Here is a 19,444-nt window from a genome sequence, read left to right as displayed (position 1 = left end):
GCGTCTCGTCCACGGGCTTCAGCACCGGCGAGCGCCCGAGCACGCCGAAGTGCTCGCGGGGGCCTACCGACACCCAGCCCACCGGCTCGTCCCCGGCATAGGCGATCAGGCCGGGCACCGCGCCCGCCGCCACGAGCCGCCGCATCGCCTGCTTGTTGCCGGCGCCCTGGCCGCGCTCCCAGTCGCTGCGCTTCAGCCGCCACCACATGCACCAGCAGCCGCCGCAGGCGCCGCGGGGACCGAAGAGCGTCTCGAAGTCGGCCCAGCGCTCGGGGGTGAGCGGCAGGACGCGCGGCGCCGGTGCCTTCGCCCGCGGGCTCATCGCGGCACCGCCACGGCGCCCTCGACGAGCACGCCGGTCTCGATGAGCCGCCAGGTCTCGGCCAGGTCCTCCCGCAGATAGCGGTAGGCGAGCCAGCTCAGGGCGCCGCTCGCGTCGCCGTCCTGAAGGAAGTCGAGCAGGCCGGGCGCCTCGGGGTAGTGGACGAGCTTCACCTTCGCGTCCGGCGCGAGGCCCGCCTGCTCCCGGGCGAGCGCGAGCGCGGCGTCGAAGCCGCCCACCGCGTCGACGAGCCTGTTCTCCAGCGCCTGCGTGCCAGTCCAGACGCGGCCGTGCGCCAGCGCCTCCGCTTCCGCGAAGCTCATGCCGCGCTTCACGGCCACGTCGGCCAGCCACTCGTTGAAGCCGCGCCAGTGATCCTGGGTGAAGCGCGCCCACTGCTCGGGCGTGAAGTCCTTCTGGTCGGACCAGAAGTCGGCGTTGGGGCCCTTCTCGACCGCGTCGTGCGTGATGCCGAGCTTCTCGTGCAGGCCCCTCACGTTGAACTTGCCGCTGATCGAGCCGATGGAGCCGGTGACCGTGAAGGCGTCGGCGACCAGCTTGCTCGCGTGGTAGGCGATCAGGTAGCCGCCGGAGGCGGCGACGTCCACCATCGAGCAGATCGTGGGCTTCGCCGCCGCGCAGAGGCCCACCTCGTGGCGTATGAAGCCGCTGGCCAGGGACTCGCCACCCCCGCTGTCGACGCGGAAGATGATCGCCACCACGTCCTCGTCCTCTCGCGCGGCGCGCAGGTCGGCCACCACGGACTCGTGCCCCATCATGACGCCGAGCAGGGGGTCGACGCGGCTCTCGCGCCCGCCGATCGAGCCCTGCGCGTGCACGACGGCGATGCGCGGCTTGCCCTCGAGGTCGAGGTCCTCGCGCTCCAGCTTGGCGTACTCGCCGTCGGCGATCGTGGGCAGGGCGCCGTCCTCGGTCTTCTGCTCGGGGCGCGCGGCGAGGCGGGCCTTCAGCTCGTCGAAGTAGAGCGCCTCGTCGATGAGCCCGCCGGCCTTCGCCTCGGCCGGCGAGAAGACGGCCTTCTCCATCATCGCGGTGATCTGCGCCTCGCTGAGCCCGCGCTCGGCCTGGAAGGCGGTCAGCGCGAGCCGCCAGAACTCATCGATGATCCAGCGGTCGTTCTCCTTGGCGGCCTCGCTGGCATCCTCGCGCAGGAGCAACTCGGCGGCGGCCTTGTAGTCCTTGATCTGGTGGAGCTGCGGCTTGATGCCCAGCTTGTCCAGGGCGCGCTTGACGTGCAGGGACTGTGCGCGCACGCCGGTCAGGCTCAGCTCCGCGTGCGGCGCGATGAAGATGGACTCGCAGGCGCTGGCCAGGAAGAGCCCCTTCAGGTCGATGTCGTCCGACCAGGCGAGGGCTGGCTTGCCCGCCGCGCGCAGCGCGGCCACGGCGCCGCGCAATTCCTCGATGCTGGCCCAGCCGGCGCCGTTGGGGCCGACCTTCAGGAGCAAGCCCGCGACGCGCTCGTCCGCGCGCGCCTTCTCGAGCACCTCCAGCGTGCGGGTCAGGGTACGGGCGCCGCCGTCCATCAGCTGGCCGAGGGGCCCGGCCGGCGGGTCGTACTCGGGCAGGGCGCCGTAGAGGTCGATCACCAGCCAGTCGCCGCGGTCCACCTCGGGGCCGCGCGAGTTCTTCCAGGCGAAGCCCCCCGCGAGGCCGAGGACGACGAGCGCGAGGGCGAGCAGGGTGCCGAGGCAGGAGAGCAGCAGCGTCTTCATGGCGCCTCCCAGGGGATGGTTTCGCGGGGGATGGCCTGCTACGGGGCCTCCTCGCGGCGGTTACCCGGCGGGCCAAAGGCCGGATGCGGCTCGCCCCAGCGGCCGGCGAAGACGCTCTCGGCCAGCGGGCGGCGCCGGCGCGGCGCCAGCTCGGACTCGCGCATGCCCTCGTCGTCGAGGGCGGCCGGATCGCCCGGCCGGCCGATCGCGATGCCCGTCACCACCTGGTAGCCCGCCGGCACGCCGTAGACCTGCCGCGCGCGCTCGGGGTCGATCCCGCCCATCTGGTGGGTCTGCAGGCCGAGGGCGGCCGCCTGCACGGCCATCAGCGCACAGGCCTGGCCGAGGTCGTACCAGGCGTGGTGGTTCGACTTCTCGTTGCGACTGAACTGCTCGCGCGTGACGGCGAGCGCGAGCGCGCCGGCGCGGCGCGCCCAGCGCTGATTCCACTCGCCCAGGCAGCTCAGCAGGAGCGCGAAGGCGTTCGGGTCCTCGCGGCCGGCCACCAGCCAGCGCCAGGGCTGCTCGTTGAAGGAGGAGGGCGCCCAGCGCGCGGCCTCGAAGAGCGCGGCAATCGCGCCGGCCGGCAGGGGCTCGGCGGTCCAGGCGCGCGGACTCCAGCGCCGGCGGATGGCCTCGAGCACGGGCGCCTCGGTGGGCGCCGGCTTCTCGTGCCCCGCGGCAGCCCCGTCCGCGAAGGCCAGCACGTGGCCGTCGGGGTCCAGGCTGTAGGCGACGCGCTCCCCCCACTCGCGCGCGGCCGGTGCGCTCAGCTCGCGCGCGCCGGCCGCGAGGGCGCGCGCGTGGGCGGCCGCCGCATCGGGCACGCGCAGGTAGAGTTCGGCGCGCGGCGCGCCCGCCGCAGCAGCGGGATCGGGCAGCGCCGGTCCGAGCAGACGGCGGATCCCCGCCTCGGGCATCAGGCCGAGCAGCGCGCCCTCGGCGAGGGCGAACTCGGTCATGCCGGGCACGTCGAGCTGGGGCTCGCGCACGAGCACGCGGGCCCAGAAGCGACGGGCGGCCGGCTGGTCGGCGACGTAGAGAACGAAGAGCGCGGGGGCCATGGCAGTCTCCGGGACCTGGTCTCCGCGCATTGTGGCGAATGGGCGAGCGGCGATCAAGCCGCCGGGCTAGATCAGCGCGTCCGGCAGCGCGATCTCGCCGCGCAGGTAGTCGCGGCACTGGCCCGCGATCTCGACCCGCTCCCCGAGCAGACGGCAGAAGAGTTCGCCGCCCCGCGGCGAGAGCTGCCGGGCGTGCAGCTCGCGCTTGCCCAGGCGCTCGGCCCAGTAGGGCGCGAGCAGGCAGTGCGCGGAGCCCGTCACCGGGTCCTCATCCACACCGGCCGCCGGGGCGAAGAAGCGCGAGACGAAGTCGCAGTCGCGGCCCGGCGCCGTCACGATCAGGCCGCGGCAGTCCAGGGCGGCGACGGCGGCGAGGTCGGGCCGCAGGCGGCGCACGCTCTCGGCGTCCGGCAGCACGGCGAGGATGTCGTCCTCGCGCATCGCCAGCTCGGGCATGCAGCCGAGGGCGGCGACGAGGGCCGCGTCCACGGGCCGCGGGCGCAGGGGCAGGGCCGGAAAGTCGAGGGCGATGCGCCCCGCCTGCCGCTCGGCGAAGAGCGGCCCGCTGTGGCTGCGGAACTCCAGGCGCGGGCCCGGCTCGCCCAGGTGCGTGAAGAGCACGTGCGCCGCGGCCAGCGTTGCGTGGCCGCAGAGGTTCACCTCGACGGCCGGCGTGAACCAGCGCAGGGCGTAGTGGTCGCCGCCCTTGACGAGGAAGGCCGTCTCGCTGTGGCGGTTCTCGGCGGCGATCGCCTGCAGCAGCGGGTCGGACAGCCAGGTGACCAGCGGGCAGACGCCGGCGGGGTTGCCCGTGAAGGGCGCGGAGGCGAAGGCATCGACGACGAAGTAGGGGACTCGCATGGAGCACCTCCGGGCCGGCGGCGGGGCGGCGCCGCAAACGAAGGCGCCGTGTCGCTCCCGTCCTACGTCCGGAGCGCCACGGCGCCGGCGCCCGTGGGCGCCCAGTCTAGGGATTGCTCTCGGGATCAGTATAACCGACCGGGCGCCGGATGCCAGAAAAAACCGGACCGCGGGGCGCCGCGGTCCGGTTCTCCTGCGCGAGGCAGTCGCGCCTAGGGCGTCAGGCGCACGCTCTCGATCGCGATCGGCGGCATCATGACGAGCGGCCCGCCCTGCGCGGCGACGAGCTGCTCGAGGTACAGGCGCTCGGCCGCGGGCAGGCGCGACCAGGGATCGCCACTGAGCAACGGCGCCGGCGCTGTCTCTGCCGCGGCAGTGCCGAGGCGCGCGAGCAGGCCGAAGCCGGGCAGCGACGGCTTGAGGAAGCTGAAGTCGAAGGCGCCGAGCGCGGGGCCCTCGACGAGGGTCACCGGACGGCTGTCGGGCAGGCCCGCCGCGCGCTTGGCCGCGACCAGACTGCCCCAGAGGCCGTCGACGCGGTCGACGAGGCCGATCGCCTGACCGTCTGTGCCGCTCCAGACGCGGCCCTGGCCGATCTTGTCCACGGCCTCGGGCGTCAGGCCGCGGCCCGTGGCCACCTGCTCGGTGAAGTTGTGGTAGAGGGTCTTCATCACGTACTCGCCGCGGGAGCGCTCCTCGGGCGTGACCGGCCGGTACGGGATGCTCTCCCCGATCAGCGGCAGGACCGGACCGCTCTGGTAGTCCGCGTGCTCGCCGATCTGCACGTGGTCGTAGTCCATGCCGAGCTTGTCGCCCAGGCCGTTGTCCCAGAGGTGACCCGAGATGACCCCGATCGAGCCGGTCAGCGTGAAGGGCGAGGCATAGATGGCCGTGCTGTGCATGCTGATCCAGTAACCCCCCGAAGCCGCCACCTGGCCCTGGGAGACGAAGACCGGCTTCTTCTCCTCGGTGGCCTTCAGCTCGCGGGAGACGAGGTCGCTGGGCAGCGGGTCGCCGCCCGGCGAGTCGGCGCGCAGCACGACGGCGGCGACGCCCGGGTTCTCGCGCATCGCGCGGATGGTCTTGGACAGGCGCCGGCCCTGGATGCCCGTGTCCATGGCGCACTCGCCGATGGCGTAGAGCAGGGCGATCTTCTTCGGCTCGCCCCAGATCTCGCGACCCCAGACCGGATCGCCGAAGAGCGCGGCCAGCTCCGCGCTGACGGCGTCGCCGCTCGCGCGGCGCCCCGCCTCCTTGGCGCCTTCCTTGGCCTCGTTGTAGTCGCCCAGCTTGTCCACCAGCCCGGCGGCGAGGGCCTCCTCGGCCATCAGCTCGGCCTTCTCGTCGACCAGCGCGTCCCAGGCCCCGCGGTCCAGGCCGCGCGCCTCGAGGATGAGCCCGACGGCGGCGGCGTACCAGTCCTCCATGAAGGCCTGGAACTGCTCGCGGTCGGCGTCGGACATCGAGGTGCGCGAGAAGCCCTCCATCGCCGACTTGTAGGTGAAGAAGCGCCACTCGTCGATGCCGACGCCCATCTTGTCCAGCATCGCCCGGTAGTAGCTGCGCCCGAAGTTGAGGCCCTTGATGTCGAGGTCGCCGTGCGGATCCATCCACAGCTCGTCGGCGACGCTGGCCAGCATGTAGAGCGGGATCCCCGCCCGATCGAAGTAGATGACGACCTTCTTGCCCGCCGCGCGCAGGCCGGCGAGCTGCGCGCGCAGCTCCCAGAGATTGGCCGGCGTGGCCGCCAGGCTGGAGAGATTGATGACGACACCGGCCACGCTGCGGTCCTGGGCGTCGCCCGCCAGCTCCCCGAGCAGCTCGACGAAGCGGCGGCGATCGTCGAAGAAGCGGTAGTTGCGGTAGCTCAGATCGCCCCGGAGGTCGATCTCGGGGTAGTGCTTCGGCTTGGCCATGAGCAGCCCGAGGTGGGGCCCCGCCATCATCTCGAAGGCGTAGGTCGTGGCCGCGTGCTCCTGCTCGTCGTCCAGGTGGAAGCGCGCGCCGAGGGCCGAGCGCATCGGCTCGCCGCCCGGCTTGCCGCCGCCGAAGGCGAGGTCCACCCGCAGACTGAGCTCGCCGGTGTCGCGGGCGAGCGCGGCGAGATCCAGCCCGGGCAGCACGCGCGCCTCGAGGCCGTAGCTGAAGGCCACCTCGTCGAAGGCGTCGTCCTCCTTCTCGGGAGGGATGTAGGAGGCGCCCCCGACCAGGGTCAGGCGCGGCCCGAATGGCCGCAGGCCGAGGTCGGCCTGGTAGAGGCTGTGCTTGGCCGTGAAGTCGTAGCCGCCCGTGACCCCGAGCGAGACCTGCTGCCAGCGGCGGATGCTGCCGGCCGTCAGCAGGCGCTGCTCGCCGAAGGCGCCGATCGCGCCCCGCGTCCAGGTGTAGGAGAGGCCGCTGGCCTGGCTGCGGTCGCCGCCCGACAGTCCCAGCGTGTAGGTGTAGTGAGCGGCGGCGTTCACGCCGTCCGCGTCCTCGCCGAGGCCGCGGTAGCGCAGGCCGAAGCCGAGGCTCTTCAGGTTGGCGACGGCGGTGAAGTCCGTGAACTCCTGGCGCGGATAGGGATCGCCCTCGGGGTCGACCCAGGCGAAATAGAGTCCCCCGCTGCGCTGCACGGACCAGGCCGCGGGGTTGAGCAGTCCCGCGGCGGCGCTGTTCGCTGCTCCGGGCAGCATGCCGAGGCGCTCGATCTGGCCGAGCTGCTCGACGAGCGCGGGGTGATCGGGAGTGTCCGCGAGGGCCGGGCCTGCGAGAGTGATCAGCAGTGCCCAGACGGCGGCGAAGGGCGGACGCGGGAGCGCGCCGCGACGGGAGCGAGTGCGCATGCTTGCCTCCTGAGGGATCGGCGCCGGTTGCGGGATCGGCGACAGGGCGAGTGTAGCGCAGCCCGCCCCGCGACCAACCGAAAACGAAGGCCCCCTACGCAGAAGTCGGGGGTCCGGGTTTCGCTCGCTGTAAAAACGGTATCCCGGCGTAAAAAGCGAGCCGAAGCGAGAAACGAGCACCAGGAGCTGTCGTAGATTGCCGCCGTGCGCGGACCCGGTGCCGCGTGCCACGCCCGGCCGGGAAGGCGGGAGCCAAGACCGCCGGCCCGGCCGGGCTGCCCCACTCGCCGCCGCTCGGCACGCAGGGAGTACGATGAAGGGTCTGACGCGCCAGGGCCTCGCCCGTCCTGCTCGTATTGCCGCCGCCGCCTTCACCCTCAGCAGCCTCAGCACCCTCGCCGCCGCCGCGGACTTCGCGCCGAACTGGCGCCCATCGCTCACGCTGCGCCCCGCCGCCGGCGAGATCCGGATCGACGGCCTGCTCGACGACCCGGGCTGGGCCGGCGCCGCCGTCGCCGAGAACTTCGCCGAGAGCAGTCCGGGCGACAACAGCGAGCCGCCGGTCGCGACCCGCGTGCTCGTCACCTACGACGCCGAGCAGCTCTACCTGGCCTTCATCGCCGAGGACGACTCCGCCGAGGTGCGCGCGGGCCTGCGCGACCGCGACGCCATCTGGCAGGACGACTACCTCGGCATCATCCTGGACACCTACGCCGACCAGGCCTGGGCCTACGAGCTCTTCGTGAACCCCCTGGGCATCCAGGGCGACCTGCGCCTGGTCGCCGGCGGCGGTGAGGATATCGGCTTCGATCTCGTCTGGACTTCCGAAGGCCGCCTCACGGCCACGGGCTTCCAGGTCGAGGTCGCCGTCCCCTTCGCGAGCCTGCTCTTCCCCGACGCCGAGGAGCAGGTCTGGCGGGCGACCTTCTGGCGGGACCGCAAACGGAACTTCCGCGAGCGCAGCACCTGGGCCGCCGTCGACCGGGACGAGGCCTGCTGGATGTGCCAGTTCGGCACCCTGCGGGGCATCCGCGCGGTGAAGCCGGGCGGCGGCCTCTCCCTGCTGCCCGCGATGATCGCGCACCAGGGAGCGGGCCTGGCGAACGCGGACGATCCGGACTCGCCCTGGCAGCGCGGCGACTCCCGCGCCGACTTCGGCCTCGGCCTCGCCTACACCTTCGGCCCCAACCTCGCCATCGAGGGCGCCTTCAACCCCGACTTCAGCCAGGTCGAGTCCGACGCCGCCCAGATCGACGTCAACACGCCCTTCGCGCTCTTCTACGAGGAGCGGCGGCCCTTCTTCCAGCGCGGCAGCAACCTCTTCGGCTCCTGGATCAACGCCATCTACACGCGCTCGATCAACGACCCCTACGTCGCGGCCAAGGTGACGGCGCGGCGCGGACCCTACGAGCTGCTGCTGCTCAGCGCCCAGGACGAACGCAGCCCCTTCATCCTGCCCTTCGAGGAGTCGAGCCGCATCCTGCTGGGCGGCGAGAGCCTCTCGAACATCCTGCGCCTGCGCCGCAGCTACGCGGGCAGCTCCTTCATCGGCGCGCTGCTGACGGACCGCCGCCACGGCGCCGAGTTCGACAAGCACGGCCTGCGCCTGCCGGCGGACGGCGGTGCGGGCACGGTGGCCGGCCTGGATTGGGCGCTGCGCTTCCGCGACAACTGGCGCTGGGAGTTCCAGGCCCTGGGCAGCCGCACCCAGGAGCCCGTCGACAGCCTGCTCAGCGTCCCCCTCGTCGCGCAGAACCTGCGCTTCGACGGTGGCCGCTACAGCGCGGCCCTGGACGGCGAGCGCTTCCTCGGCCACGCGCTCTACACCAGCCTCGAGCGCAGCGGCCGGCGCTGGAACTTCGACATCGACGCGAGGCAGACCAGTCCCGCCTTCCGCGCGGAGAACGGCTTCATCTCCACCAGCAACCGCCGCGACCTCAGCGGCTGGATGGGCTGGGATTTCCGGCCGGCGAGTCGCTTCGTCGAGAGCGTCCAGCCGCGCTTCTCGGTGGGCGGCGCCTGGAACTACGCCGGCAAGCAGAAGGACGAGTGGTTCGTCCCCGCGGTCGACCTGAATCTGCTCAAGCAGACCCACGTGGAACTCGTGCAGATGTGGAGCGCCGAGAACTACCGCGGCGTGCAGTTCGACGGCATTCGGCGCACCAGCGTCGAGTTCTCCTGCAATCCGAGCAGCGCCGCCCAGTTCGGGGCCGAGCTGCACTGGGCGCACACCATCCGCCGCACGGCAGCGCCGTTCCTGGGCCGCCAGCGCGCGGTCGCGGGCTGGGCAAGCCTGCGCCTGGGCCAGCGCACGGTGATCTGGCCCAGCCTCGAGTGGACGCGCATGGAGCATCCGGACACGGGCGACGAGGTTTTCCGTGGCTACGTCGCGCGCACGCGGCTCGACCTGCAGTTCACGCGGCGACTCTTCCTGCGCGCGATCGTCCAGTACGACGACTTCGACAGCGCCATCGACCTCGAGCCGCTGCTCAGCTACAAGCTGAGCCCGTTCACGGTGCTCTACCTCGGCTCCGCGCACCACGTGCTCGACTACGGCGGCGAGACCGGCCTCGCCCAGGCCGAGCGGCAGTTCTTCCTCAAGCTGCAGGTGCTGCTGCAGACCTAGGCGCGCCTAGGGCGTGCGTCCCAACTCCTTGGTCAAGTGGACCTCGTCCAGGATCGGAATGCCGCCGAAGCCGGCCATGCCCGCCTCGCCGTGCTCGGCGAGCGCGGTGGCTGCGGCGCCCACGTGCAGGCTGCGCAGGCGATAGCCCAGGCGCTGGTAGAAGTAGAGGCCGGGGATGTTGTCGTTCGTCGTCGCGATGTGGATGCGGCGAATGCCGAGCGGGCGGCAGACGGCGTCCATCGCGCCCTGGAGCGCGCGGCCGACGCCGCGGCCCTGGAAGCCGGGCAGCACGGCCATCAGGATCACGGCGGCCTCGTCCTCGGCCGGAAAGTGCAGCGCGTAGGAGAGAAAACCCGCCCGCTCGCGGTCGAACTCGACGACGAGGAAGGCGCACTTCGCCAGGGGGAAGACGCCGCCGAAGGCGTGCAGGTGGGTGCTGCCGAAGAAGTCCCGGCTGACCTGGAGCAGGGCGACGCGGTCGTGCTCGTCTCCCTCGCGCACGCGGATCGGCGCCGGGCGCGGCCGGTCGCCCCGGCACTCGGGCTCGCGGCAGACGAGGCGCACGCGCCCGCCGTCCCAGGGCAGCGGCTTGTTGCAGACGCCGCAGTGGTAGACCGGCCGCGGCGTGCGCGGCTTCTCGATGCCGCTGGGGATGTCCTGGCTCATGGCGTCAACCCTCTTCGCTGTCGTCCCACTGCGCGAGCAGGACGGTGACATTGTCCGGCGCCCCCGCCGCGAGCGCCGCCTCGGTGAGCGCGGCGACCGCCTCCTGGCCGCTGTTGGCCGCGAGCAGGCCCAGGATGTCCTCCTCGCCGAGCAGGTCGTGGAGGCCGTCGCTGCTGAGCAGGAAGGCGTCGCCGACGAGCACCGGGATCGGCGTCCGGTTGGCGTCGACGCGCACCCGCTCCTCGCTGCCCATCGCGCTCACGAGGATGTGCCGGATCGAGCGCCGCAGGACGTCGTCGGGCTTGAGCTGTTCGGTGTCGATCATCTGCTGGAGCAGCGTGTGGTCCCGCGTGAGCTGCTCGAGCACCCCGCCCCGCAGCCGATAGATGCGCGTGTCGCCGACATGGCAGAGCCAGGCCTGACTGTCGCGCAGGAGGAGGGCGGTGCAGGTCGTGCCCATGCCGAAGCGGCCCTGGTCCTGGCGGCCGGCCTCGAGGATGGCGTAGTTCGCGGCCTGGAAGGCGCGCCGGAGCAGCGGCCCGGGATCGGCGCCGAGCCCGAGCGGCTCCTCGTAGAAGACCTTGAGGATGGTCGCGACCGCGAGCTCGCTGGCGACGGCGCCCGCGGCATGGCCGCCCATGCCGTCGGCGACCAGCAGGAGCTGGCCGTGGGACTGCTCGCGGCCGGCGGGGATGGGCCCGCCGAAGTGGGCGTCCTGGTTCTCGCTGCGGACACGCCCCACATCGCTGGCCGCGAAGACCCGCATCGGCGTCACTCCGGCTGTCACGGGGCCTCCTCGAGAGGGCGATCGGGGGCCAGCAGCAGCGCCCCGCGGGCCCGGACACGCGGGGCGGACAGAGCAGCATGGCAAGGCCTCCAGCCGATGTCACCAAAATTCCGCGGGGGGGCGGGGCCCGCGGAGGGGCTGGCCAAGCCGCCGCGCAGGCCTTACTCTGTGCAGGGGCGCGGCCGGCGCCCGGCCGGAGGCGCAGTCGCGGCGCAGCCGGCAGCTCAGGGAGGCGGAGCGAGGCGATGCGCGTCATCATCATTGCGATGGGCTTGCTGCTCGCCGGGCCGGCGCGGGCCCAGGCGCCTGCGGCGCCGCTGGCGATCGACCTCGCCGGCGCCGAGAGGATGGCCCTGGCGAACAACGCCACGCTCCAGGCCAGCCGCTCCGCCCTGGATGCCAGTCGCTGGGCGCGCCGGGCCAGCGATCTCGCCTTCCTGCCCACGGGCGGCTTCAGCAGCTCCGTCACCCGCGTGGACGCGCGCAGCCTGGAGCAGGCGAACCAGGCGCAGGTGGGCTTCGAGGCGATCCTCGGCGCCCTCGGCGTGGGCGCCGACGAGGTGCAGATCGATCCCTTCCTCTACCGCGACACCTATCGCAGCGCGCTCTCGCTGAACCAGGAGTTCCCGCTCAACCTGCACTTGATCGGCGGCAGCCGGATGGCGCGGGCCGGCGAGCGGGCGGCCGGCGCGGGCTTTCGCGCCGAGCGCGACGCCGTGCAGTTCGCCGTCCGCCAGGCCTACTTCCGCCTGCTCGCGGCGCGCGATCTGCTGGCCGTCGCCGAGGCGGGCCTGGCCGCCGCCGAGAACCGCGCCCTCCTCGCCGCGGAGCGCGAAGCGCTGGGCATGCTCAATCGCGCCGATCGCCTCTTCTGGGAAGTGCCCGTCGGCGCGGCGCGCAGCGATCTCGCCGGCGCGCGCGCGGCCGCCACGCTCGCCGAGATGGACCTCAATCGTCTCCTCGGCCTCGCGCTGGAGACGCCGCTCGCGCCCGCGCCCGTGGACGAGACGGTCCTCGCCCGCGCCGCGGCCCTGGCGGCGGAATCGCCGGCCGCGCTCGTCCAGCGCAGGCTGGCGGCCAGCCCGCGCGCCCTCGCGGTGGCGGCCGGCGAAGACCTCGCCGCCGCCGGCAAGCTGACGGCCGCGGCGGGCCTCGCGCCGAGCCTGCACTTCGCCGTCAACGTCGGCTGGCGCGAGAACGACACGGCCGCGCTCGACGACTATCGCACCTGGAGCGCGACCGCGCTCGTGATGCTGCCGGTCTTCGACCTGCCCGCACGCTGGACGCAGTACCGCCGCGCCGCGGCCGAGGAGCGGCGCAGCCGCTACACCGCCGACGACAGCCGCGCGCAGCTCGGCCTCGCCGTGCACGCCGCCTGGCACGAGGTGCAGCGCGCCCGCGAGAGCCGCGGCCATCGCGAGCGGGCGGCGCAGCAGGCGGAGGCCACGCTGGTCCTGATGGAGGACCGCTACGGCCTCGGCCACCTGTCCGAGTTCGATCTCGTCGACGTGCAGACCGCCGCCACGGCCGCTCGCGCCGCGGCAGTCGCGGCCCGCTACGAGGAGCTGGCGGCCCTGGCCGCGCTCGAGAGCCTGCTCGGCGGCAGCGCCGCCGGCGGCGGGGAGGAAGACCGATGACGACGCCCCCTTCACCGCGCCGCGCCTTCGTCCTCGGCGCCCTGCTGCTCCTCGGCCTCTCGCTCGGGGCTTGCGAACAGCGCGGCGGGAGCGACGCAGCAGCCGATAGCACGGTCGCGGCCACGCCGGTCAGCGTCAGCACCCTGGCCGCCGAGGAGTTCCGGCAGACCCTGCGGCTGAACGGCAGCACGCAGGCCCGGCGCGAGGTGGAGATCGCCGCCAAGTTGCCCGGCACGGTGGCGTCCTTCCCCGCCGAGCTCGGCGATCGCCTCGCCAAGGGTGAGTTGATCCTGAGCCTGGATCTGCGCCCCTTCGAGACGGCCCTCGCCCAGGCCGAGGCCGGGTTGCTCGCCGCCGAGGCCGCCGCGGCGCAGGCGGCCCGCGAGCTGGAGCGGGCGCGCGAGCTGAAGGCCCGCGAGCGCATCAGCGACGCCGAGCTCGAGAGCGTGACACTCGCCGAGCGCCAGGCCGAGAGCGCGCGGCGCGCGGCGGCGGCCGGGCTCGAGCAGGCGCGGCTGCAGCTCGAGGACGCCCGGGTGCTCGCCCCCTTCGCGGGGCGTCTCGCCGCCAAGCACGTGGACGCGCACGAGCAAGTCGCGCCGGGCATGCCCGTCGCCGCCCTGGCCGATCTCGCGCAGGTGCGTGTGCGCTGCAGCGTCTCCGAGCAGGACGTGGCGCGCCTCGCGGCCGGGCAGCCGGCCACGCTGAGCATTCCAGCCCTCGGCGAGGCGCGCTTCCCGGGCGCGCTGCAGGCGGTCGGCGTGCGCGCCGATCCGCTGACGCGCAGCTACGCGGTGGAGATCGTCGCGGACAATCCCGGCGAGCGGATGCTCTCGGGCATGGCGGCGCGGGTGGAAGTGGAGATCGCCCGCCGGCCGGGCGCGATCCTGATTCCGGGCGACGCCGTCGTCGAGCAGTACGGCCAGCCGGTGGCCTTCGTCGTCGAGGCCGGCCTCGCGCGCCGCCGCGCGCTCACGCTCGGCCCCACCGACGGCGAGCGCGTTCTCGTGGAAGCCGGCCTGGCGGCGGGCGACCAGCTGATCGTCCAGGGACAGTGGAGCGCGCGCGACGGGCAGCCCGTGGCCCTCCGCGAGACGGCGCGCTAGCAGCGCGCGGAAGCGGGAGCGGCGATGAACATCCCCCAGTTCTCGGTGGACCGGAAGATCCTGGTCAACATGATCTTCCTCATCCTCGTGGTGTCGGGGCTCGCCCTTTACCGCGACCTGCCGCGGGAGTTCTTCCCCAACGCCAATCTCAACGAAGCGCTGGTGATGGTGACCTACCCGGGCGCCTCGGCGCACGAGGTCGAGCAGCAGGTCACGGTCAAGCTGGAGGACGCGGTCGCGGAGCTGGACGGCCTCGACGAGGTGATGAGCAGCTCGCAGCAGGGCATCGCCATGGTCGATCTCCTGATCGACGAGGGCACGGACCTGGACAAGTTCATGCTCGACCTGCAGGCGGTGGTGAACAACATCCCCGACCTGCCCGCGGACGCCGAGGATCCCGTCTTCCTCGAGCTGGACGCCTCCATCATCCAGCCGGTCTGCTTCATCGCCATCGGCGGCGAGGCCGAAGAGGCCGCGCTGCTCGAGGTGGCGGAAGATCTCAAGAAGGAGCTGACCGAGCTGCCCGGCGTGCGCAAGGTGGACATCGAAGGCCTGCGCGAGACGGAGGTGCACGTCGACGTCGACCCCGACCTGCTCGAGCACCACGGGCTCTCGCTCGGCGAGGTGATCGCGGCGCTGGCCGGCCGCAACCTCGACCTGCCCGGTGGCCACGCCGAGCTCGGCGCGCGCGAGTACGCCCTGCGGATCCTCGGCAAGGTCCAGCGCCTCGAGGAGATCGGCGCCACCGTGCTGCGCGGGGATGGCGTGCACAGCGTGCGGCTCGCGCAGGTGGCGACGGTGCGCAGCGCGCCCGAGGAGCGCCGCTCCAGCACGTGGCTGAACGGCGCGCGCGCCGGCAACCTGACCCTCTACAAGAAGGTCGACGGCGACGCGATCGCGATCATGGAGCGCGTGCGGGCGCTCGTCGCGCGCTACAATGAGACGCTGCCGGTGCCGGTGCGGCTCGAGGTGCGCAACGACACCTCCGAGCTGATCGAGGAGCGCCTGGGCATCATGACCGACAACGCCTGGCTGACGGCCATCCTCGTCGGCGGGCTGCTCTTCGTCTTCCTCGGCTGGATCAACGCGGTGCTGGTGCTGATCGGCATCCCCTTCACCTTCCTCGTCGGCTTCCTCTTGATGAGCGTGACGGGCATGAGCATCAACATGCTCCCCCTCTGCGCCCTGATCAAGGCGCTCGGCATGATCGTGGACGACGCCATCGTCGTCGTGGACAACATCCAGCGCCGCCTCGAGCTGGGCCAGCCGCTGCGGCGCGCGACGATCCAGGGCGCGCGCGAGGTGATGTCGCCGGTGATCTCGGCCGTGCTGACCACGGTGGCCGGTTTCCTGCCCCTGCTCTTCATGACCGGCATGATCGGCGACTTCATGAGCGCGATCCCGCTCACCATATCCTTCGCGCTGCTGGCCAGCCTGCTCGAGGCGATTCTCATGCTGCCCAGCCACGCCTTCGAGCTGAATGCCTGGACCGAGGGCCTGCGCCGCCGCCTCGGCCGCGCGCCGCGCTACATCATCGACGAGGACGACGCGGTGGGTGCCCGCGCGTTCGCCCGCCCGGCGGCCACCATCACGCCCGGCGGCCTGCGCGGCGCGACCCTCGTGCGCCAGCGGAATCCGTTGCAGCGACGCCTGGAGGGCGTCTATCGGCGCCACCTCGCCTTCACGCTCCGGCACCGCTACTGGGCCGTGGCCAGCGTCGTGCTGCTCGCGATCGTCAGCGCCGGGCTCCTGCGCTTCATCCCCGTGGAGATGTTCCACGCCGAGGACTTCGACGCCATCACGCTGCGCTTCGAGCTGCCGGCCGGCACGCCGCTGGCCGCCAGCGAGCGCCGCGCGGCCGCGGTGGAAGCCATCGTGCGCGAGGTCGTGCGCCCCGAGGAGCTCAAGGGCATCGTCAGCTCCGTGGGCTTCCAGGTGGTCAACTACCAGTACGTGCGCGGCGCCGAGCGCGCGCAGCTCGACCTCGACCTCGTCTCGGCCGCCGACCGCGAGCGCAGCGACACCGAGCTGATGGCCTTGATCCGCCGGCGCCTCGAGCGCGAACCGGGGTTCACGGGCCTCGCGCTGGGGCGTCCCGACAGCGGGCCGCCCACGGGCAAGCCAGTCGAGTTGCGCGTGCTCGGGCCGCGCTTCGAGGTGCTCGAGGAGCTGGGCGCGCAGGTGCGCGGGGTGCTCGCGGGCATTCCCGGTGTCGTGGACATCGCCGACGACTTCGATCGCTCCAACCTGGAGTATCGGGTGGAGGTCGATCCGGAGCGCGCCGCCGCCCTCGGCCTGAGCAACGCGCAGGTGGCCACCACGCTGAACGCGGCCTTCCAGGGCGTGCCGGCCACTGTCTTCACGGACGCCGACGGCGAGGACCGCGACGTCGTCGTGCGCCTCGCGCCTGCCTTCCAGGGCGACCTGGCCACGCTCCAGCGCCTCACGGTGGCCGGGCCGCGCGGCCAGGTGCCGCTGACGAGCGTCGCCGACTTCAGCCGCGACCGCAACTTCACGAACATCCGCCGCTTCGACCGCGAGCGCGCGATCACGATCACGGCCGATCTCGCCGAGGGGCAGACGAGCACGGCCGTGAACCGCATCCTCCAGGCGCGCTTCGCCGGCTTCGCGCAGGACCACCCGGGCTACCGGCTCGACTACGGCGGCGAGTTCGAGCGCACGGCCGAGAGCTTCCGCTCGCTCTTCCTGCTCGTGCCCGTGGCGATGCTGGCCATCTTCATGATCCTCGCCACGCAGTTCAACTCGGTGATCCAGCCCTTCGTCGTGCTCTTCACCGTGCCCTTCAGCTTCATCGGCGTGGTGATCGGCCTGCTCGTGATGGGCTACCACTTCACGATCCCGGCGATGACCGGCATCATCGCGCTGATGGGGCTGGTCGTGAACAACTCCATCGTCATGGTGGACTTCATCAACCAGTCGCGCGGGCGCGGCGTGGGCCGCTGGTTCTCGATCACCCGCTCGGGCGTGACGCGCATGCGGCCCATCCTGCTCACGACGGTGACCACGATCGTCGGCCTTTCCTCGCTGACGGTGGCGAGCACGGGAGCGAGCAAGATCATGGTGCCCATGGCCGTCAGCATGATCTGGGGCCTGGCCTTCGCCACGGTGCTGACGCTCTTCCTGATCCCGGCTCTGGTGGGCATCGTCGACGACGTCGGCCTGCGCTTCCGCCTGGGCCAGTCCTACCGGCTCTACGGCCCCAAGCGCTGAGGCGCGGCCGGCGGGTTTGCCTTCGCCGGCGGCATCGAATACACTGGCCGCGGCGCCGGTAGACGCGCCCGTTGCCAACGCTCACCCCGGCACAGGAGAGTTTCCATGAAGAAGGGCCTGCTCGCGCTCATCGCGGTCGTCGTGCTGCTGCTCATTCTCGTCGGCAGCTTCAGCGGCCAGTACAACCGCTTCGTCGGCCTCCAGGAGGGCGTCGAAGGCCAGTGGGGCAACGTCGAGAACGTCTACCAGCGCCGGGCCGATCTCATCCCCAACCTCGTGGAGACGGTCAAGGGCTACGCCGAGCACGAGCAGGAGACCCTGACGGCCGTGGTCGAGGCGCGCGCCAAGGCCACGCAGATGCAGGCCCAGCTCACGCCCGAGGCCCTGAACGACCCGGAGACGATGGCGAAGTTCCAGCAGGTGCAGGGCGAGCTGAGCTCCGCCCTCGCCCGCCTGATGGTGGTGGTCGAGCGCTATCCCGACCTCAAGGCCAATCAGAACTTCCTCGACCTGCAGGCCCAGCTCGAGGGGACGGAGAATCGCATCGCGGTCGAGCGGCGCCGCTTCAACGACCTGGCGCGCGACTACAACACGGCGATCCGCCGCTTCCCGGGCAACATCATCGCCGGGCTCTTCAACTTCGGCGCCAAGGCCTACTTCGAGGCCGCTGAGGGCGCCGCCCAGGCCCCCAAGGTCGACTTCGGGAACTAGGGAGAGACCATGCTTCGCCCGCGCGGCGCCGCGCTCGCCCTCAGCGCCTGCCTGCTCGCGGCCGCCCTGGCCGCGAGCGGCGCGGCGGCCGCGCTGCCCCCGCCACCCGCCCTGCACTTCGATGACGCCGTCGGCCTCGTCAGCCGCAGCGAGGCGACGCGCTTCGCCGACGCGCTCTCCGCCTTCGAGCAGCGCACGGGCATCCAGTTCGTGATCGCCGTCCAGCCCGATTACGAGGGCGACCTGCTGGACTACGCGGCGCGTCTGTACGAGCACTGGGGCCTGGGCAAGCAGGGCGAGTTCCGCGGCGTGCTCTTCCTCGTCGTCCCCGAGCGCGGCGCGAGCAGGCTCGAGGTGGGCTACGGCCTCGAGGAGCAACTGCCGGACGTGGTCGCCGCGCGCATCCTGCGCGAGATGCAGGCGCTGCCCCGCAAGCCGGCCGCCGCGCGCTTCGCTTTCGTCATGCAGCGCGTGGCCGAGCGCGTGGCGCCGGACGACCCGCTGGCCAAGGGGCAGTCGGGCCTCCCGCGCGCCCGCCGCGAGCGGGGGCCGGGCATCACGGGGATCGTCCCGCTCATCTTCATCGTCATGTTCCTGCTCGGCATCGGCCGGCGCTCGCTGCTCGGCCCCATGATCATCGGCTCGGCCCTGGGCAGCAGCCGCCGGCGGCGCAGCGGCTGGGGTGGCGGTGGTGGCTTCGGCGGCTTCGGGGGCGGCGGAGGTGGCGGCGGCTTTGGCGGCTTCTCCGGCGGCGGCGGCTTCTCCGGCGGCGGCGGCGCGAGCGGAGGTTGGTAGCGATGCCCAAGCGCAGCGATCGACCGCGTAGTTTTCTGCGCCCCGAAGAGAGGGCGGCGGTGATGCTCGCCATCCGCGCCGCCGAGCAGAGCAGCAGTGCCGAGCTCCGCCTGCACATCGAGCGCGACGTGCCGAGCAAAGCGCCCATCGGCGGCGACCCCTACGCCCGCGCCCGCGCCCTTTTCGCGTCAATGGGCATGCACGCCACCGAGGCGCGCAACGGCGTGCTCTTCTACCTGGCGACGCGCTCACGGCGCTTCGCGGTGCTCGGCGACGAGGCCCTGCACGCGCAGGTCGGCGAGGCCTTCTGGCCAGAGGTGGCGGCGCTGATGGCCGGGCACTTCGCCGAAGACCGTTTCGGCGCAGGTCTCGCGGCCGGCGTCGCCCGTGTCGGCGAGCGGCTCGCCGCGCACTTCCCGTATCGCGCCGACGACGTCAACGAGCTGCCCGATCAGATCTCCTTCGAGTCCTGACCCACCCGCTCGCCAACGAAAAGCCCGCGGCCTGAGGCCGCGGGCTCTGGAGGAGCGCCCCGAACTGCAGGCTCAGGGCATGAACTCGCCGAGCAGCTCCTGCATCTCGGGCGCGCGACCGCGCGACTTGAGCGAGCGCTGGCGCAGGATCGCGGTCTCTTCCTCATAGGTGGGCCGATAGGCGCTGTAGAGGACACCCAGGTTGATCTTGCCGGCGAAGGACTCCTCGCGCTCGAAAGCCGCCGCCTTGCTGGCCAGCTCCTCGGCCGTGGGCTCCACGTAGTTCACCGCCGCGCGTACGCGCTTGAACTCGTCCATGCCGCGGAAGGTGGGGCAGGGGCTGATCGCGTGCACGAAGGAGAAGCCCTTGTGCTCGATGGCCAACCTCACCATGTCCGTCATGTGCTTGAGGTCGCCCGCGAAGGCGCGCGCGATGAAGGACACGTTGAAGGCGAGGGCGAGCTTCACCGGATCGAGCGGCGCGTCGATCGAGGCGAAGGGCGTGCTCACGGTCAGGTCGCCCTTGGGCGTCGTCGGGGAGACCTGGCCCTTGGTGAGGCCGTAGATGAAGTTGTCCATCATGATGTAGGTCATGTCCACAAAA

At 72.4% G+C, this 19,444-nt stretch carries 15 protein-coding genes and 1 pseudogene; 7 read left to right on the top strand and 9 right to left on the bottom strand.

Annotated elements, in window-relative coordinates:
- The 6 genes and pseudogenes from FJ251_05635 to FJ251_05610 form a co-directional block, all read right to left on the bottom strand.
- A partial coding sequence (locus FJ251_05635) for a GNAT family N-acetyltransferase (GenBank protein MBM4117215.1) occupies positions 1–322 on the bottom strand: 322 nt, incomplete at its 3' end.
- Positions 319–2,058 (bottom strand): hypothetical protein, encoded by a 1,740-nt coding sequence (locus FJ251_05630; GenBank protein ID MBM4117214.1) that lies wholly within the window; start codon positions 2,056–2,058, stop codon positions 319–321. The genes FJ251_05630 and FJ251_05635, both read right to left, overlap by 4 nt.
- Positions 2,059–2,096: 38 nt before the next feature.
- Entirely contained in the window at positions 2,097–2,702 is a 606-nt protein-coding gene (locus FJ251_05625; GenBank protein MBM4117213.1) for a nitroreductase, read from the bottom strand.
- A 33-nt stretch (positions 2,703–2,735) separates the two neighbouring features.
- A pseudogene (locus FJ251_05620) lies at positions 2,736–3,122 on the bottom strand (glyoxalase).
- Between the two features lie 66 nt (positions 3,123–3,188).
- Complete coding sequence (locus FJ251_05615; protein MBM4117212.1) at positions 3,189–3,983, bottom strand: PhzF family phenazine biosynthesis protein; 795 nt, start codon at positions 3,981–3,983, stop codon at positions 3,189–3,191.
- A 212-nt stretch (positions 3,984–4,195) separates the two neighbouring features.
- The gene (locus FJ251_05610; protein MBM4117211.1) at positions 4,196–6,808 is read right to left on the bottom strand and encodes a hypothetical protein; all 2,613 of its coding nucleotides are present in this window, start codon (positions 6,806–6,808) and stop codon (positions 4,196–4,198) included.
- 313 nt (positions 6,809–7,121) lie between these two features.
- Here FJ251_05610 and FJ251_05605 point away from each other — a divergent pair, with 313 nt between their 5' ends.
- Entirely contained in the window at positions 7,122–9,434 is a 2,313-nt protein-coding gene (locus tag FJ251_05605; protein MBM4117210.1) for a carbohydrate binding family 9 domain-containing protein, read from the top strand.
- 6 nt (positions 9,435–9,440) lie between these two features.
- Here the strand turns inward: FJ251_05605 and FJ251_05600 are convergent, their stop codons facing one another.
- Complete coding sequence (locus tag FJ251_05600) at positions 9,441–10,151, bottom strand: GNAT family N-acetyltransferase (protein MBM4117209.1); 711 nt, start codon at positions 10,149–10,151, stop codon at positions 9,441–9,443.
- On the bottom strand, positions 10,105–10,887 hold the full coding sequence (locus FJ251_05595) for a serine/threonine-protein phosphatase (protein MBM4117208.1): 783 nt from the start codon (positions 10,885–10,887) through the stop codon (positions 10,105–10,107). The genes FJ251_05600 and FJ251_05595 overlap by 47 nt, the downstream gene beginning before the upstream one ends.
- Positions 10,888–10,964: 77 nt before the next feature.
- On the opposite strand from FJ251_05595, the gene FJ251_05590 reads away from it, so the two are divergent.
- The 6 genes from FJ251_05590 (at position 10,965) to FJ251_05565 (ending at position 18,840) form a co-directional block, all read left to right on the top strand.
- Positions 10,965–12,524, top strand: a complete 1,560-nt coding sequence (locus FJ251_05590) for a TolC family protein (protein ID MBM4117207.1) — start codon at positions 10,965–10,967, stop codon at positions 12,522–12,524.
- Complete coding sequence (locus tag FJ251_05585; GenBank protein MBM4117206.1) at positions 12,521–13,630, top strand: efflux RND transporter periplasmic adaptor subunit; 1,110 nt, start codon at positions 12,521–12,523, stop codon at positions 13,628–13,630. The genes FJ251_05590 and FJ251_05585 overlap by 4 nt, the downstream gene beginning before the upstream one ends.
- A 24-nt stretch (positions 13,631–13,654) precedes the next feature.
- Positions 13,655–16,861 (top strand): efflux RND transporter permease subunit, encoded by a 3,207-nt coding sequence (locus tag FJ251_05580; GenBank protein ID MBM4117205.1) that lies wholly within the window; start codon positions 13,655–13,657, stop codon positions 16,859–16,861.
- Positions 16,862–16,966: 105 nt separating this feature from the next.
- Positions 16,967–17,572, top strand: coding sequence for a LemA family protein (locus tag FJ251_05575; protein MBM4117204.1), 606 nt, complete (start codon positions 16,967–16,969; stop codon positions 17,570–17,572).
- A gap of 9 nt (positions 17,573–17,581) precedes the next feature.
- Positions 17,582–18,367 carry a TPM domain-containing protein gene (locus FJ251_05570; GenBank protein ID MBM4117203.1) on the top strand — a complete coding sequence of 262 codons (786 nt, stop codon included), beginning with the start codon at positions 17,582–17,584 and terminating at the stop codon, positions 18,365–18,367.
- Between the two features lie 2 nt (positions 18,368–18,369).
- Entirely contained in the window at positions 18,370–18,840 is a 471-nt protein-coding gene (locus FJ251_05565) for a TPM domain-containing protein (GenBank protein ID MBM4117202.1), read from the top strand.
- Between the two features lie 72 nt (positions 18,841–18,912).
- Here FJ251_05565 and FJ251_05560 read toward each other — a convergent pair.
- Positions 18,913–19,444: hypothetical protein (locus tag FJ251_05560; GenBank protein ID MBM4117201.1), on the bottom strand; the 532-nt coding region annotated here is incomplete at its 5' end.

The sequence above is a fragment of the bacterium genome (assembly GCA_016873475.1).
Taxonomy (GTDB): Bacteria; Krumholzibacteriota; Krumholzibacteriia; order JACNKJ01; family JACNKJ01; genus VGXI01.
This window is presented reverse-complemented; position numbering and strand designations above follow the sequence as displayed.

Excerpts from the sequence above, each read along its gene's own strand:
- FJ251_05605 (MBM4117210.1), top strand. The coding sequence starts at position 7,122 with ATGAAGGGTCTGACGCGCCAGGGCCTCGCCCGTCCTGCTCGTATTGCC.
- FJ251_05590 (MBM4117207.1), top strand. The coding sequence starts at position 10,965 with ATGGCAAGGCCTCCAGCCGATGTCACCAAAATTCCGCGGGGGGGCGGG.
- FJ251_05600 (MBM4117209.1), bottom strand. The coding sequence starts at position 10,151 with ATGTCACCGTCCTGCTCGCGCAGTGGGACGACAGCGAAGAGGGTTGAC.
- FJ251_05565 (MBM4117202.1), top strand. The coding sequence starts at position 18,370 with ATGCCCAAGCGCAGCGATCGACCGCGTAGTTTTCTGCGCCCCGAAGAG.
- FJ251_05610 (MBM4117211.1), bottom strand. The coding sequence starts at position 6,808 with ATGCGCACTCGCTCCCGTCGCGGCGCGCTCCCGCGTCCGCCCTTCGCC.
- FJ251_05580 (MBM4117205.1), top strand. The coding sequence starts at position 13,655 with ATGAACATCCCCCAGTTCTCGGTGGACCGGAAGATCCTGGTCAACATG.
- FJ251_05570 (MBM4117203.1), top strand. The coding sequence starts at position 17,582 with ATGCTTCGCCCGCGCGGCGCCGCGCTCGCCCTCAGCGCCTGCCTGCTC.
- FJ251_05585 (MBM4117206.1), top strand. The coding sequence starts at position 12,521 with ATGACGACGCCCCCTTCACCGCGCCGCGCCTTCGTCCTCGGCGCCCTG.
- FJ251_05615 (MBM4117212.1), bottom strand. The coding sequence starts at position 3,983 with ATGCGAGTCCCCTACTTCGTCGTCGATGCCTTCGCCTCCGCGCCCTTC.
- FJ251_05630 (MBM4117214.1), bottom strand. The coding sequence starts at position 2,058 with ATGAAGACGCTGCTGCTCTCCTGCCTCGGCACCCTGCTCGCCCTCGCG.
- FJ251_05575 (MBM4117204.1), top strand. The coding sequence starts at position 16,967 with ATGAAGAAGGGCCTGCTCGCGCTCATCGCGGTCGTCGTGCTGCTGCTC.